The organism is Catenulispora sp. EB89 (genome assembly GCF_041261445.1).
GTDB lineage: Bacteria > Actinomycetota > Actinomycetes > Streptomycetales > Catenulisporaceae > Catenulispora.
In genome coordinates this window covers 20112-34955 of the sequence record NZ_JBGCCU010000009.1, presented here as the reverse complement: position 1 = coordinate 34955, position 14844 = coordinate 20112, and the positions used below count along the sequence as shown (strand labels likewise).

The 14844-nt window shown below is 70.9% G+C and carries 10 protein-coding genes and 1 pseudogene; 6 read left to right on the top strand and 5 right to left on the bottom strand.

Annotated elements, in window-relative coordinates:
- Window positions 1-381 precede the first annotated feature (381 nt).
- The 5 genes and pseudogenes from ABH920_RS20615 (at window position 382) to ABH920_RS20595 (ending at window position 6414) form a co-directional block, all read left to right on the top strand.
- A complete protein-coding gene (locus ABH920_RS20615; RefSeq protein ID WP_370350677.1) occupies window positions 382-2292 on the top strand; it encodes a hypothetical protein in 1911 nt (636 codons plus the stop codon).
- Window positions 2293-2398: 106 nt separating this feature from the next.
- Window positions 2399-3448 carry a FecCD family ABC transporter permease gene (locus ABH920_RS20610; protein ID WP_370350676.1) on the top strand — a complete coding sequence of 350 codons (1050 nt, stop codon included), beginning with the start codon at window positions 2399-2401 and terminating at the stop codon, window positions 3446-3448.
- Entirely contained in the window at window positions 3445-4521 is a 1077-nt protein-coding gene (locus tag ABH920_RS20605; RefSeq protein WP_370350675.1) for a FecCD family ABC transporter permease, read from the top strand. The genes ABH920_RS20610 and ABH920_RS20605 overlap by 4 nt, the downstream gene beginning before the upstream one ends.
- A pseudogene (locus ABH920_RS20600) lies at window positions 4518-5285 on the top strand (ABC transporter ATP-binding protein); the annotation flags it as partial. The gene ABH920_RS20605 and the pseudogene ABH920_RS20600, both read left to right, overlap by 4 nt.
- A gap of 115 nt (window positions 5286-5400) precedes the next feature.
- A complete protein-coding gene (locus ABH920_RS20595; protein ID WP_370350674.1) occupies window positions 5401-6414 on the top strand; it encodes an ABC transporter substrate-binding protein in 1014 nt (337 codons plus the stop codon).
- Between the two features lie 57 nt (window positions 6415-6471).
- Here ABH920_RS20595 and ABH920_RS20590 read toward each other — a convergent pair whose 3' ends face one another.
- The 5 genes from ABH920_RS20590 to ABH920_RS20570 form a co-directional block, all read right to left on the bottom strand.
- Window positions 6472-7674 (bottom strand): type III PLP-dependent enzyme, encoded by a 1203-nt coding sequence (locus tag ABH920_RS20590; protein WP_370350673.1) that lies wholly within the window; start codon window positions 7672-7674, stop codon window positions 6472-6474.
- Window positions 7671-9452 (bottom strand): IucA/IucC family siderophore biosynthesis protein, encoded by a 1782-nt coding sequence (locus ABH920_RS20585; protein WP_370350672.1) that lies wholly within the window; start codon window positions 9450-9452, stop codon window positions 7671-7673. Before ABH920_RS20585 ends, ABH920_RS20590 begins: the two co-directional genes overlap by 4 nt.
- Window positions 9449-10657, bottom strand: a complete 1209-nt coding sequence (locus ABH920_RS20580) for an MFS transporter (protein ID WP_370350964.1) — start codon at window positions 10655-10657, stop codon at window positions 9449-9451. The genes ABH920_RS20585 and ABH920_RS20580 overlap by 4 nt, the downstream gene beginning before the upstream one ends.
- Before the next feature lie 74 nt (window positions 10658-10731).
- Window positions 10732-12705: an IucA/IucC family protein gene (locus tag ABH920_RS20575; protein WP_370350671.1), complete on the bottom strand. Its 1974-nt coding sequence runs from the start codon at window positions 12703-12705 to the stop codon at window positions 10732-10734.
- A 20-nt stretch (window positions 12706-12725) separates the two neighbouring features.
- Window positions 12726-13940: an acetyl-CoA carboxylase biotin carboxylase subunit family protein gene (locus tag ABH920_RS20570; protein WP_370350963.1), complete on the bottom strand. Its 1215-nt coding sequence runs from the start codon at window positions 13938-13940 to the stop codon at window positions 12726-12728.
- Between the two features lie 157 nt (window positions 13941-14097).
- On the opposite strand from ABH920_RS20570, the gene ABH920_RS20565 reads away from it, so the two are divergent.
- Window positions 14098-14829, top strand: coding sequence for a (2Fe-2S)-binding protein (locus tag ABH920_RS20565; protein ID WP_370350670.1), 732 nt, complete (start codon window positions 14098-14100; stop codon window positions 14827-14829).
- Window positions 14830-14844 lie beyond the last annotated feature (15 nt).

The window sequence follows — 14844 nt, the reverse complement described above, 5'->3', positions numbered from 1 at the left end:
GGACGCTACCCGACCGCGGGCGGCAGCGGTGGTGGCAGCGGCGTGCGGCAGCGGCTTCGGCACCAGCGGCGGCGGCGTCGGCCTGCGCTCCTGCGGCGCCGGCCGCCGGCAGTGGGAGCTGTGTCGGCGGCGGCAGCAGCGACGGCGCGCGGCGGTGTCAGCGGCATGGGCTTCGGCGGCGGCAGCGGCAGCGGCGTCGCGACCGGCCCTGTCTCGGCAGACAGAACCCGGGCCCTGCGAGGCCGTACACTCTCTTCGCTCACCTGGTCTGGCCCTTGTCCATACCTGGCAACCTCATCGAGGTGCTCGTGAGTCTCTTTCGGTATCGCGTCCGCTGCCCGGCGGGCGCCATGGGGCTTGGCCAAATCAGGACGGGACAGGATGAGCGCAGACACCCTCATAGCCGAGACCGAGGAGGCGACGTCGTGGAGACGTCGGCTGCGTCCGGTCGCCGTCCAGGATTTCGTGGCGCGGCTGATGTATCGCGACCTGTTCGGGGTGCGGGTCGGCGTGCTGGTGCTCATCTTCCCGTTGTTCATCGCCTCGATGGCGATGAGCGTCACCAGCCGCCAGGGGTGGAACCATCCGCCGGACAGCCGCTACTACCTGACGATGATGGCGCGGGACATGGGGCATTCGCTGCCGTCCTCGATCAAGCTCGAGCAGCAGGTGTCGCCGAACACCCACATCGCGCCCTGGTACTTCGCCAACAACGACCCGACGTGGCAGCTGGCCCGGACCCGGATCCTGTATCCGGTGCTGTCGCTGCCTTTCGTCCGGCTTTGGGGGCTCTCCGGCGGCTCGCTGATGGTCCCGGTGCTCGGCGACGCGCTGTTCCTGTTCGCGGTCGCCCGGGTGCTGCAGCGGCTGTACGGCCCGGCGGTCGCGGTGATCGTGACCGGGGCGTTCAGCCTGGTGAACCCGATCTGGGGCTTCTCCTGGGCCGGCACCGACACCCTGGCGATGGGGCTGGTCGCCGTGATGGTGGCCAGCTTCCCGATCGGGCGGCGCGCGGCGCGTTCCCATCTGGCGTGGATCGGCCTCATGGCGCTGTTCATCCCCCTGACGCGCCAGGTCGGCGTGCTCGCGCCGGCGATGGCCGGCGCCGGGTGGCTGTGGGCGCTGGCGCGGGAGCGGACGTGGCGGAACCGGTGGCTGAGTTCGCTGGTGGTCACCGCGTCGGTGACGCTGGCGACGCAGGTCGTGAGCATGATGCTGGCCAAGACCGACACCGGCGGGGTGCTCAGCCGCGGGCAGACCACGACGTGGGGCGTCATCAGGCAGTTCGTCCACTTCCTGAAGATCGTCACCGAGGAAGCGTGCACCTACATGTGGCACAGCGACCGCACGCTCTACGCGCTGTTGATCGCGGCCGGCATCACGGTGGTGGTCCGGTTCAAGTCCGATGCGGCGGCGGTGTTCTTCGGGGCGGTCTGCGCGACCTACGTCATCACCGCGGGCGTCGGCTACTCCACCCTCATGCGCTACGAGATGATCATGTTCCCGGCAGCCGCCGTGGCCGCCGGCGAGCTGGTGTCGCTGCTGGTCGGGGACCGCGCGCCGAAGGCGTCGACGGAGCCGGCGGCTGCTGAGACGACGGCGCCGGCCCCGGCCCCGGTCGCGGCACGGTCCCGGTTCGGCCTGATCCCGGCCCTGGCAGCCACCCCGCCCGGCCGTTTCCTGGGCCTGAACCTGCCGCGCGCCGACCGCTACCGCCCGCAGCTGCTCGCCGGCGGGGTCGTGTTCGCGATCGTGGTCGGCATATCGATCCCGGGCTCCTGGAGCTCGTCGATCGACGCCCCCGCCTCCGACTCGGTCGCCGCGGCGCAGGGCACGCAGTCCTACGCGGTCCGCCCCCTGGCCAAGCCCGGCGCCGAGGTGACGCTGCGCGCCGCGTTCGACCAGGCCGCCGCGCTGGCGGTGGACAAGGCAGGACTGGAAGGCACCTTCGACTGGGTCCACCAGCTCCGCTTCCGTCCCCTCGCGCCGGACCAGCTGGGCTGGAGCCAGCGCGACAAGAAGGACGGCACGTACCTGCTGTACCCGAACTCCCTCGGCCAGGACCTGAGCGGGATGGAGGCCTTCGGCCGCGCCCTGTCGCTGGACCGCACGGTGCGCGACGACACGATCAAGATCCTCGACCGCAAGGTGAGCCCCTACGGCGAGGACGTCGTGTTCACGGTCGAGGACACCTCGGGCCACGTGCACCGGGGCACCGCGACGACGCTGTACCCGATCTGGAACAAGGGTGACGCGGGGAACGTGACGTCGCTGATCTTCGACGCTTCCTGATTCGCTCCGCCGGCCGCCGGTTCCTTCACCACGGTGAGGGGACCGGCGCTCTGGTTCCCGCCCCCGTTTGACGAACTTAGGTAAGCCTCACCTAAACTCTCCAACCATGCTCACCTCCGACGGGCCGACGGCTGCCGCCACGGGACCCGCCCGAACCCCGCCTCGACGGTCCCGCCACCTACCGCCCTTCGTCGTGGCGACCGTCGGCCTGGGCCTCCTGCTCCTGTGCAGCATCCTGAGCCTGGTCCTCGGACCGCGCTCGATTCCGCTCTCCACCGTCCTCGACGCCCTCACCGGCTCCGCCCACGGCGCCGACGCCGACGTCGTCACGGGCCTGCGCGTCCCGCGCACCCTCATCGGGCTCGTCGTCGGCGGCGCGCTGGGCGTCGCCGGGGCGGTGGCGCAGGGGGTGACGCGCAATCCGCTGGCGTCGCCGACGACGCTCGGCATCAACGCCGGGGCCGGGTTCGCGGTGGTGGCGGCGATCTTCGTCTTCCACCTCGCCACGCCGCTGGAGTACGTGTGGTTCGCCATAGCCGGTGCCGCCGGCGCCGCGGTCCTGGTCCACGTGCTGGCGATCCGCCCCGGCGACGTGGATCCGGTGCGGCTGGCGCTGGCCGGGACCGTGCTCACCGCGATGCTCGCGTCCTGGACCATGGCCCTGATGCTCGCCAGCCAGCGCACGCTGGACGAGGCACGGTTCTGGCTCGCCGGCTCCATCGGCGGGCGCGACCTGGGCGTGCTGGTACGAGTCCTGCCGTTCGTCGTGGTCGGCCTGCTGCTGGCGTGCCTGGTCGCCCCGTCGCTGAACGCGCTGGCACTCGGCGACGAAGCGGCGCACGCCCTCGGCGTCCCGGTGGCCCGCATGCGCCTGATCGGCGGTGGCGCGGTGGTGCTGCTGGCGGCCGGGGCGGTGGCGGCGGCCGGGCCGATCCCGTTCGTCGGGTTGGCGGCGCCGCATCTGGTGCGACCGCTGGTCGGCGGCGATCATCGACGCCTGATACCGGCCTGCTTCGTCGTCGGGGCGACGCTGCTGCTCGCCGCCGACGTGCTCGGCCGGCTGGTCGCGCGCCCCTCGGAGCTGGAGACCGGGATCGTCACGGCGCTGCTCGGCGCGCCGTTGCTGGCGTGGCTGGCCCGAAGGACCGCACGATGAGCGCCCCGGTCGCCCCGGTCCGCCGGACGGACCGCGAAGACCACAGGGACCGGGACGACTCAGTCAGTGCCCTGACAATCGCCCGCCGCCGAACCCTCGCACTCTGCGCGGCCTGCCTGGCCCTGCTGGTCGCACTGGTCGGCGTAGCCCTCAGCACCGGCCAGTTCCACATCCCCTTCTTCGACGCGCTCCGAGCCCTGTTCGGGGCCGGCGACTCCGCGACAGTCCTGGTCGTCCAGCAGTTCCGCGCTCCGCGCGTGATCGCCGCGCTCGTCGCGGGCGCGGCCCTGGCGGTCGCCGGCTCGATGACCCAGCGCCTGCTCCGCAACCCCCTCGCCTCCCCCGACGTCATCGGCGTCACCGGCGGCGCCTCGGTCGGCGCGGTGCTCGTGCTGGCCGTCGGCAGCGTCCCGGCCGCCTTCACACCGGTCGCGGCAGTCGCGGGCGGCCTGCTCGTCGCGGCCCTGCTCGGTGCCTCAGCCTGGCGGTCGCGGGTGTCGGTCACGCGACTCGTCCTGGTCGGAGTCGCGATCCAGCAAGGCCTGGCGGCCGTGGTCAACCTGATGATCGTCCGCTTCCCGGAAGAGCTGGCAGGCCAGGCGCTGCAATGGACATCAGGCTCTCTCTACGGCCGGACCTGGGCCGAGATCTGGATCGCCGGCGGGGCGATCGTGGTCGTCGGCGCCGGCGCGGCCCTGATGCAGCGGCACGTCGCCGTGCTCGATCTCGGCGACGAGTCGGCCGGCGGCCTCGGCCTGGACCCCCGGCGCTCCCGCCTCGGCCTGCTGCTCCTGGCCGTGGTGCTGGCCTCGCTGGCGGCGGCGCTGGCCGGACCGGTCGGCTTCGTGGCCCTGGTCGTGCCGCACATCGTGCGCCGCCTGGCCGGCCCGCCGACCGCCGCCACCCTCGCCCTCACCGCCCTGACCGGGGCGCTGCTCCTGCTCGCCGCGGACTACGTCGCCCTGAACCTGCTGCCGATCCGCGGCCTGCCGGCCGGCACGGTCACCGCCACCCTCGGCGCGCCCTGGCTGCTGTGGCTGATGGCCCGCTCGCAACGAAGGAACCTGACATGACCCGCCTTGCCACCCGCGGCCTCGACCTGCGCTACGGCGACCGCACCGTGGTGCGCGGCCTGGACCTGGAGATCCCGGCCGAGGCGGTGACCGCGATCGTCGGCCCCAACGCCTGCGGCAAGTCCACCCTGCTGCGCGGCCTGGCACGTCTGCTCGCCCCGGCCGCCGGCACCGTCCTGCTCGACGGCGCCGACATCCACCGCATCCCGGCGCGCACGCTGGCCAAGACCATGGGCCTGCTGCCGCAACAGCCGGTCACGCCGGAGGCCATCACCGTCGAGGCGCTGGTCCGACTCGGACGCCATCCGCACCAGCGCGTGTTCAGCACCTGGTCCGGCGCGGACCAGGCGGCGGTCGACCTCGCCCTGGCCCGCACCGGCGTCGCCGACCTGCGCGACCGGCCGGTCGACCAGCTCTCCGGCGGCCAGCGGCAGCGCGTCTGGATCGCGCTGGCCCTGGCCCAGGACACCTCGGTGCTGCTGCTCGACGAGCCCACGACCTTCCTGGACCTGCGCCACCAGCTCGACGTCCTGAACCTGGTGGCCGACCTGCACGCCGAGGCCCGCCGCAGCATCGTCATGGTGCTGCACGACCTCGGCCAGGCCGCGCGCTACGCCGACCACCTCGTCGTGCTGCACGACGGCGAACTGGCCGCGGCCGGGCCGCCCGAGGAGGTGCTGACCGCCGACCTCGTCGAGCAGGTCTTCGAGGTGCCGTGCCGGGTGGTGCCCGATCCGGAGACCGGCACTCCGCTGGTCGTGCCGCTGGCCCGCAAGACCTCTCCACACCTGTCGTATCCACGGCTTCTGCCACCCCTGCCACCTCTGCTGCATCTGCTGCATCTGCTGCATCGAACGCATCGAACCCATCGAGGAACCCATGACCAAGAACCGCCTTGTCGCATCGCTGATCGCCTCCGCGCTGGCCGCCACACTTCTCGCCGGCTGCGCGAGCAGTAGTAGCAGCGGCAGCAGCAGCGGGTCCGGTACGAAGCAGAACTCTGCTGCGCCCGCCGCCGACGGCACGACCGCCACCTTCCCGCGCTCGGTCAAGCACGCCATGGGCACCGCCGTGATCAAGTCCCAGCCCAAGCGCGTCGTGGTCCTGGACAGCGGCGAGCTGGACGACGTCACGCTGCTCGGCATCACGCCGGTCGGCGCCGTCTCCCCGCACCTGAAGAGCGAGGGCGGATTCCCGTCCTACCTCAAGGACGAGATCAAGGGCACCGTCGACGTCGGGCCGATGACCGAGCCGAACCTGGAGCTCATCGCCTCCCTGAAGCCGGACCTGATCCTGACCTCGAAGGTCCGGCACGAGAAGATCTACCCCCAGCTCAACGCCATCGCCCCGACGGTGATGGCCGAGACCACCGGCTACCCGTGGAAGGCCAACCTGGCGCTGTACGCGCAGGCGCTCGGCAAGGAGAGCCAGGCCAAGAGCGCGCTGACGGCATACGAGGCGCGCGCCGCGAAGCTCGGCGGCGAGATCAGGGCGAAGAACAACGGCACGATGCCGACGGTCTCGGTGGTGCGCTTCGTCGCGGGCCCGACGCGGCTGTACGAGAAGGCCTCGTTCAGCGGCACGGTGCTGACCGACGTCGGCCTGACCCGGCCGGCGGCGACGGACGCGGACCAGATGATGCTGGAGGTGAGTGCCGAGCAGGTCGGGAAGGCGGACGCCGACATGGTGTTCGTCACGACCTCCGACGACCCGACGAAGACCAAGGAGACGGAGGTCCAGGGCACATCGGTGTGGAAGGACTTGCCGGCGGTGAAGCAGAACCGGGTCTACAGCGTCGCGGATGAGACGTGGATGTCGGGGATCGGTGTGCAGGCGGCGGATCTGATGTTGGGGGACATCGCGAAGGCGGCGGGTGTCGCGGCGCCGCAGTAGGGGTGGGGTGAGGTGAAGGAGGGGCGAGGCCTTGTGGCCTCGCCCCTCCTTCGCGTATCAGAGATCTACATCATCCAAGTGATGGAACGTCGGGTACGGATGCATGAGGAAGTCGTGGTGCGAGATGTTCCAGGCGTAGGCGCCTGCCATGGCGAAGGCGATCCGGTCGCCGGCGCGCAGGGCTGCCACAGGGGCCTGATACGCCAGGACGTCCTTCGGGGTGCACAGCTGGCCTGAGATCGTCACCCGGGTCGCGGTGATCGTCGGCCGATCCCAGGCATGGGGCCAGTTCTGGACCGGGCAGACGACGAAGGGCTGGGAGTGGCCGCGGGTGGCGGGCGTCCGCAGGTGGTGTGTGCCGCCGCGGATCACGGCGAAGTCTTCGCCGTGGCTGTGCTTGACGTCCAGGACTTCAGAGACGTACCAACCGCAGTACGTGGTCATCGCCCGGCCCGGTTCGATCCGCAGCGTCAGATCGGGGCGGCTGTCGAGGAGCCGGCCCAGGCCCGCGCCGTAGGCGACCCAGTCGAAGCGCTGCGTCGGGTCGTCGTAGTCGACGGCCATGCCGCCGCCGACGTTCACCTCGTCGAGCCGGATTCCGTGCTGAGCGGCCAGATCCGCGGTCCATGCGACGACGCGCTCGACGACCGCGAGATGTTCCGCGGCGGACAGTCCGCTGGCCAAGTGCGCGTGGATTCCGCGCAGCCGCAGACGGCCGAATTCGGGACTGGCCAGCAGGCGCAGGCATTCCGGCACGCGCGCCGGATCGAGCCCGAACGGTGTCGGGCGTCCGCCCATGGCCAGCGCGACGGAGTCCAGCACTCCCCCGTCCATCGGCAGATTGACGCGCAGGAGGATGTCGACGGGATCGTCGGCTGTCGTTGTCGCTGTCGCTGCGAGCTGCCGGAGTTCGTGCTCGCTCTCGACGTGCCAGCGGCGCACGCCGAGACGCAGCGCGGTGGCGATTTCGTCCGGGGCCTTGCCGGGGCCGCCGAAGGCGAGGGGAGCGTCTGGGACCGTGGTGCGTACGTGGGTCAGTTCGCCGCCGGAGGAGACTTCGTAGCCGTCTACGGTGTCACGAAGTGCGGTCAGGACGGCTGAATCAGGGTTCGCCTTCGCTGCGTAGTAGAGCTCGACGCGTTGTGGAAGCGCGGCACGGACCTCGGCGGCGTGCGCGCGCAGGGCCGACAGGTCGTAGAGGTAGGCGGGGAGGTCGGCGGAGTCCAGCTCGTCGACGTATCGCAGGACTCGTTCACTCACCGGACGACGCTCCTGGCGCAGACGCCCCCGATGGCGACGCCTCTGGCAGCCGCGCTGAGCACGTCCTCGGCCAGCGGCGAGGGCAGCGGCACGTACCCGGCCTCGCGGTCGGCCTTGCGGGCCCAGCGGGTGAGCAGGTTGGCCTTGGCCGGGAGCGGGACGCCGGCGAGCAGTGCGGCCAGGCGGGGCGGGCGGCCGTATTCGTCAGCGTACTCGGTCAGCACCGTCCGGACCTCGGCCCAGAGCGCGACTTCCAGCGGCGGATGGCGGTCGGCGATGGCGGCGAGGAGTTCGGAGACGTGGTTGACCAGCAGGCAGTAGACCACGCGGTCCCAGCCGCGCTGGGCGTCGTAGGTCATGGGGCCGGCGACTTCTGCGGGCAGCCGGCCGAGCAGGGTGCTGTTGCTTTCCGGGACGAGTTTGGTGCCTTCGAGGTCGCGCAGGAGGATCTGTGCCGGGCGTCCGGCGTCGTCCACGCAGATGAGTACGTTCTGCAGGTGGGGCTCAAGCACTACGCCGTGGTCGAAGTAGGCGGCGAGCACTGGCGGCAGCAGGAGCCTGAGATAGGCGGCCCACCACTGGCGCGCTTGGTCTGGTCCGGCGCCATCGAGCAGGGCTGAGATGTGGGCTGTGCTGGTCGGGTATTCGTCGGCTACGGCGGCGGCCAGAAGGGGCGTCAGGCCGGGGCGTACGTTCGCCGACAGGCCTTCGCGGACGATCAGGCCGAAGCCTTCGAACAGGCCGGTGTCGATGATGGCGTCGGGGCCGTCGGGGCCGTTGGGGCCGGGCAGGGCGAGGGTCCGGAAGGCGGGCTCGCGGAGCATCGCGGTGTTCGGGAAGCGGTCAGCGAGCTCGGCGAAGGGTTCGGCCAGGAGCCGGGTGAGCGCGACGGCGCCGGCGAGTTCGTATGCTGCGTTCTTGCGCAGGCAGTTGGTGATGCGGACGTTGAGGCTGAACTTCAGGAACGCGTCCGCGCCGTGGAGTGTCCGGACTGAAGCGGTGGCGGCGAAGGGGACGCCGCGGAGGCCCAGGTCGATGACGTCGCCGCGGTCGAGTGCGGCGCGCAGGGTCGGGTCGTCGCGCAGCAGCTCGTACTGCCAGGGGTGGACGGGGAGCAGGGTGTGGCCGGGTGGGACTGTGCCGAGGCGGTCCAGCACGGTGAGCGCGTCCGGGTCGGCGGCGTCCTGGGCGATGAACTCGCTGCGGACGGCGAGGTGGCGGAGTTGGAAGCGGGCCCGGAACTCCGGGGCGTAGTCGGGCCAGGAGCCGCGTTCGGCGTGGCGGGCTTTGGGAGCCGGGTGGAATCGGTGGCCGAAGAGGAGGGCTTGTTCGGATTCGGTGTAGCGGTCGTCTACTGCGGCTGATTGCGTTTTGCGGGCCAACAGCGCGGCTTGGACGCCGTCGAAGCTGGAGGCTACTTGTGCGGGGAACTCGTCGTTGTCCAGGCCGCTGCGGAGCGTCAGCTCGGTTCTGATGTGGTCGGCGAGTTCGCGCCAGTCCATCTCGCGTCGACCTGCTGCGGTCTGCTCGTACACGGGTCCGACGAAGCGGTGCGCGCCGATCAGGGACGAGCGGCGTAGTGCCACTCGCAGCTGGACACCGCGCCTTGGCAGGCGCAGCAGGAGGTGGCCATCGGCGACTGCGGTTTGGTGTTCCGGTGCGGAGACTTCGCGCAGTAGGCAGTTGAGGAGGGTGTGCGCCACGACGTGATCGGCGCTCGGCAGCACTGCCGTATGGGTTGGTACGGCTGGCTGGCGGCGGTCGGTGTGGACGGTCATCGGTGGCTCCTACGGGTCAGCAGTATGAGAAGGGCGGCGGCCAGCGCGGCGGCGGTGCCGGTGAGAAGCGGGGCGAGCGGGCCGTAGGCGCTGCCGGCGAGGGCTGCGGCGATGCCGGCGGCGACCGCGCCGAGTTTGGAGACGAGTTCGTACGTGCCGAACATCCGGCCCGGCTGGCGTCCTCGGGCGGCTTCGGCCGTCAGGACGGACAGGGACACCAGGCCCAGGGTCAGGCCGGCGCCGAGGAGCAGGCGCGCGAGGACGAAGGCGGGGAGCGTGTCGGCGGGCCAGTGCGCGACGAGCCCGAGTGCCACCAGCGCGAAGCCGAGGAGGAGGCCCGCGCGCGGCCGGGTCAGGACGGCGGCGTGTATTCGGCCGGAGCTGAGCAGGTAGCACAGGTGCGGCAGCGCGAAGACGGCTCCGGCGACGGTGTCGTTGACGCCGGGTATTCGCTGCTGGACGAGGGCGATGAGGTAGGGGAAGGAGACGACGGTCGCGAAGACGAAGAGGAACTCGAAGACGTAGAGCAGCCTGAGCGCTCCCGGCGCCATGGCCGGTGGGGCGGCGGCGTCGCGGTCCTCGGCATCCGGCCGCGTCGGCTCCGGCAGGAAGGCGAGCAGCACCGCCGCCGCCAGCGGCAGAACGGCCAGCACCAGGTACTGCCGGTGCGGCGAGAGCCACGGCGACAGCCCCCCGACCACAATCGGCGCCGCGACGAGCGAGGCACGCGCGCTGCCCTGCATCACCGTGAGCGCCTTCGACAGCTGCGACCCTTCCAGCGCGGCACCGAGGTACCCGTTGGTCGCGGCGAACGTGCCGCCCAGGAACCCCTGGAGCACCAGCGCAGCGGTGAACGCGGCGAGGCTGTCCGCGGCCCCGGCGGCGAGGAACGACACGCTGAGGCCGACCTGCGCACGCAGGAGCAGCCGCTTACGCCCGTGGCGGTCGGCGAGCCACCCCCACAGCGGAGCCCCGAGCGCACTGAAGACGGTCGGAACGACGTAGAGGAGGCCGGCCCAATGCGCATCCCGGTCACCGAGCGTCGGCAGGATCTGAGTGAGGTACGGCGGCAACCCGAGCGCCGCAAACGACGCGACGAAGTAGCAGGAGGCAACGGCGCGCACCTGGCGGCGGGTGAGTCCTGCGGGATGGGGGTCGGGTGCGGGGCGGGGGCGCGGGGTGGCGGCGGTCGGGGTGGCGGAGATCGGCGCTGCGGCAGTCGGCGCGGCAGCGGTCGAGGTGGCGGCGGTCGAGGTGGCGGCGGGGGCGGTTTCGAGGGTCACTGCTGGAGTCCGGGCTGGCGGAGTTGGGTGGGAGCACCGGGATGGGTGCCGGACTGGCGAGGGCGAGCGGGCGCGGTGGGCTGGGCGCCAGGTTGGCGGAGGTGGTCGAGATTGCCGGCCCGAGGCGCGGCCTGGCCGAGGTAGCTCGGGCCATCGGACCGGGTACCTGCCGCGCCGAGGTAGCCGGGGCTACCTGGTCTAGCCTCGGCCTGGCGGAGGTCAGCGGGGCCTTCGGGCGGAGTTCCGGCCTCGCGAAGGCGCGCCGGGCTGTCCGGCTGGGCGCCGGCCTCGCCGAGGTCGGCGGCGTCGTCGCGCCCGGACCCAACATCGCGCAGGTAGTTCGGGCCGTCGGTGTAGTGCTTGTTGATGTCGGCGGCGCCGGTGCGCTCCTTGGTCAGGAGGGTGCCGGCGGTCAGCATGGCCTTGATCGGGAGGCGGGGGGCGTTCAGCAGGTCCGTGCGGAGGGCTTGGGCGGCGGGGCCGAGGTGGTCGGCGGCGGCGGTGAGCAGGGTGCGGAGCGTGGCCAGGGTTTGGCGCAGGGGCGCTCGGCCTTCCTTCGCGAGGGCGAAGGCCAGGGGTGCGGCGCAGAGGTGGACGGTGATGGTGGTGAACAGGTCGGTCAGGGGGCGGTCGTGGTCGGTGTGGGTTCTTGGGTCGTTGAAGTCGGTGAGGCCGGGGAGGAGGGGCCTGATATCTCGGGCTCGGGTGGTGTTGATCCGGAGGCCGTCGTTGTCCTTGTAGAGCAGCAGCAACCGGGTGCGGCCGGCGCGGCGGTCGAACACCAGCGAGGTGTTCTGCTGGTGCGACTCCAGGGCGATGCCGTAGCCGAACAACGTGGTCTGCCAGTCGATCAGCAGCGTCACGAAGTCCTCGTACAGCGCGAGGACCGAGCCGGCGTAGAAGCGGTCGGCCAGCGAGTCGATGACCAGCCGTCCGTCGGGCGCGCCAGCAAGCAGCGCGGCCAAGGGGACGATGACCGCGTCATCGAGCCCCGTCGGTAGCTGACGCAGCAGGACGGCCGCCAGCTCGTGGTCGGCATGCGCGTAGCACTGCTCGTCAGCATGCAGCACGCGACCGGCGAAGCGCGGCTCGCGAGCGATCACGGCCTCGATCAGACGCTGGCCGGCGGCACCGTCGACCAACGTGCCAGGCTTGATGGTACGGCGGTTGCGCAGACCCAGAGTCGCGGTGGCCAGCGGCAGCTTGAGGTGGTGGACCGGATCGTCGGCGACCGCGACCGTACGCATCGACAACGTCGGCAGCACCCTGAGACGCGCCCCAGGCACGAGGCGAGAGCCAGGCACCAGCCGCGAGAAGTCCTCCCCCGCGGTCAGCGGATGAACGGGGATGGTGCGGAACGACCCGCTGATCCCCAGCTCCCCCGCGGAGGGCCACCACGCCGGCAGCGAACCGAGATCGTGCGCAACGAGGGCCCGCTCAGGCACAGCAAGCCAGCGAAGCTCGAACTCAGGATGGAACTCCGGCGCATAGCGTCGCAGCTCCCCCTCCCCGAGCCCAGCACGGCCGCGCGCGGTCGGGTAAACCGGGTGGTCAAGGTACGCGGCAAGAGTGTCGAAGGCCAGCGACGCGCCGAGGCCAGTCCAGCCGGCGGGGTCCGTGCCGTAAACGCCAGCGAGCGCCGCGTGGACAGTAGGCCGGACGTGCTCGTGCAGTCGCATCGTGTCAAGTGTTTGTCGGCACTCCTGTGCGAAGGCCAGGTAGCCCGGCAGGTCCACAGGATCAGCCAGCTCGGCGAGCCGCGCGAGGATCGCCGACAAATCGGTGAGGAGCACGCCGTCGGCCTGCAAGGAGGGCAATCGGGCAGCGAAGTCGCCTTGAAACCCGTCGGCGGCGACCGGCATGGCCAATGTCCGCCAGCTCCACCACAAGCCGTCAGGCCTCTGAATCACCACGCCATCGCGACGCATCCCCAGCACGTCCTCGCGCAGCAGCGCCGACAGGACGCGCATCGTCAGCAGCTCGTCGGGACTCACGGCGTGATCTCCCACCGGTTGGTGGCAAGGAAATCGGCGACAGCCGCATCAACAGTGTCCTGATCCGGACCCACAGCCCAGACCACGCCGAGGTAGTCACGGTTGGTCCGGTGAAGCTCGTGACGCTCGCCGATCTGCCGCACCGGCCGATAGGAGAGGCGGACGTCGTCCTCATCCCGGTCGTACGCGCCCGGCGCCGAAACGAGCGTGCCAGCACGGTAGGCGAGCACCGGTTCGTTACGGGCCCGACGATCGGTGCGAGCTCCGAGGTCAGCAGGAAGCTCTTGGCCGAGGTGCACGCGCAGAACCAGCTCGAAGAACGGAATCTGGAGAATCTGCTCCAGCATCAGATCGCATTGATCACCGATAGCCCGATAGTTGACCTCGATGATCCGAACACGACCGTCGGGCTGAAGCACGAACTCCGTATGGCACGCCCCGAGCCCGATACCGATCGCGTCGAGTTGAGCCAAGACCTGGTCGAGAACGGACTCCGGGTACGCCGGAATGTACGTAAGGACTTCTTCAATGAAGTCCGGCGGAGGCGAGAGCCGGGTCCGGAACCCACCGAGAACGTGACGACGCCGACCGTCGCCGAGCGTCTCCAGGGTATGGTGGTCGCCTTCAAGGAACTCCTCCAGAACGAGCGTGGCCCCGCCAGCCCTGCGACCGCGGATCTCCTCGACACGCTGCGCGAGATCAGCGGCGTCGGTCACCAACACGACATCCTCGCTGGCTACACCCTCGCGCGGCTTGAGGACACAGGGGAACGGCGGCTGGAGAAGGCCGGCGTCCCCGTCCGGAGCGAGTTCGGCGGACCACACCGCATCCACCCCGGTCACACCAAGATGACGACGCAGCAGACCCTTGTTCTTGGCGCGTAAAGCCGCTCTCCAGTCCTTACCCGCGAGACCGAAGTATTCGGCGACCAAAGCAGTCTGGACCTGCAGATGGTCACTGTTACTGAATACCGCGTCCGGCGCGTGATGAGCGGAGATCAGTCCGATGACTTCGCGGAAGTCGCGCACATCGCACTGAACCACCTCCGGCTCGAAATCACGTACGGGAAATACCGCCCGACCATACGCCCGGCGATGAGCTTCAGCATCGTCGGTGAGCACCGTGACGTCGAGGCCGAGCCGCGCCGCCGCCGGCAGAAAGCCGTCCGTGAGCGCGTCGGTGGGATTAAGGGCTGTCACATAGAGCCGCATTGCCGGAATAGAGGAAACCGAGGAAGCCGCCATGTCCGGCGGGCCGATGAAGGACACCGCGTTAGTTTAGGTTAGCCTTACCTAAGAACGTCAACCCGGCGAGAAGCCGCCGGGGAGCGTCCTGCCCCGCCCTACTGAATCAGATCCTGGAGTCCCCATGCTGACCGCCGCGTACCAGCGCCTGACCAGCACGTGCCCGGCGCTGCGCGTCAGCATCCACGACCTGCCGTCGGAGCCCGACGCGACCTGGATCCGCACGGACCACCTCGCTGCCTCGGCCGAGAGCCTGATCGCGTTCGAAGCCGCACGCATCGCCACCGCCCACGGCACCGCCCCGCCGGCGCACGTCGCCGCGTCCCGGCTGCTCCACCACTACCTGTGGTCGGTCGCGCTGCTGATCAGCGGGCCGTGGTACCTCGAAGGACGGGTCCCCGAACTCCGCACGTCCGACGTCTGGATCGACCCGCCGACCGGCGACCTCGCGCTCCGGCCCGGCCGATGGACGCCCGGCGACGCAAGCGCCCTGCGCGCGGCGGTCGCCACGCACGTCGAGCCCGCGCTCGCCGCCTTCCGACCCTTCACCAAACGCGGCCAGCGCGCGCTGTGGGGCATGGCCGCCGACGACCTGGTCTCCGGAATCTGGCACCTGGCCCGCATGCTCGGCGAGGAGGCGCGCGGCGTTGAGGTTGCCGCAGCGGTGCTGCCGGGCAGCGACCCCGCGTTGCCGGGCGCGGCCGACTTCCGCCTCCTGGCCGACGCGGCGGGGCGGGAGCACTGGACGCGCACGCGGGTCAGCTGCTGCCTCTACTACGCGATCGAGCCGGCGGAGAGCTGCCTCACGTGCCCGCGGGTCTGTGACGAGGAGCGGGTGCGGCGGCTGGGGGTTTGAGACCAGCCAATCGGC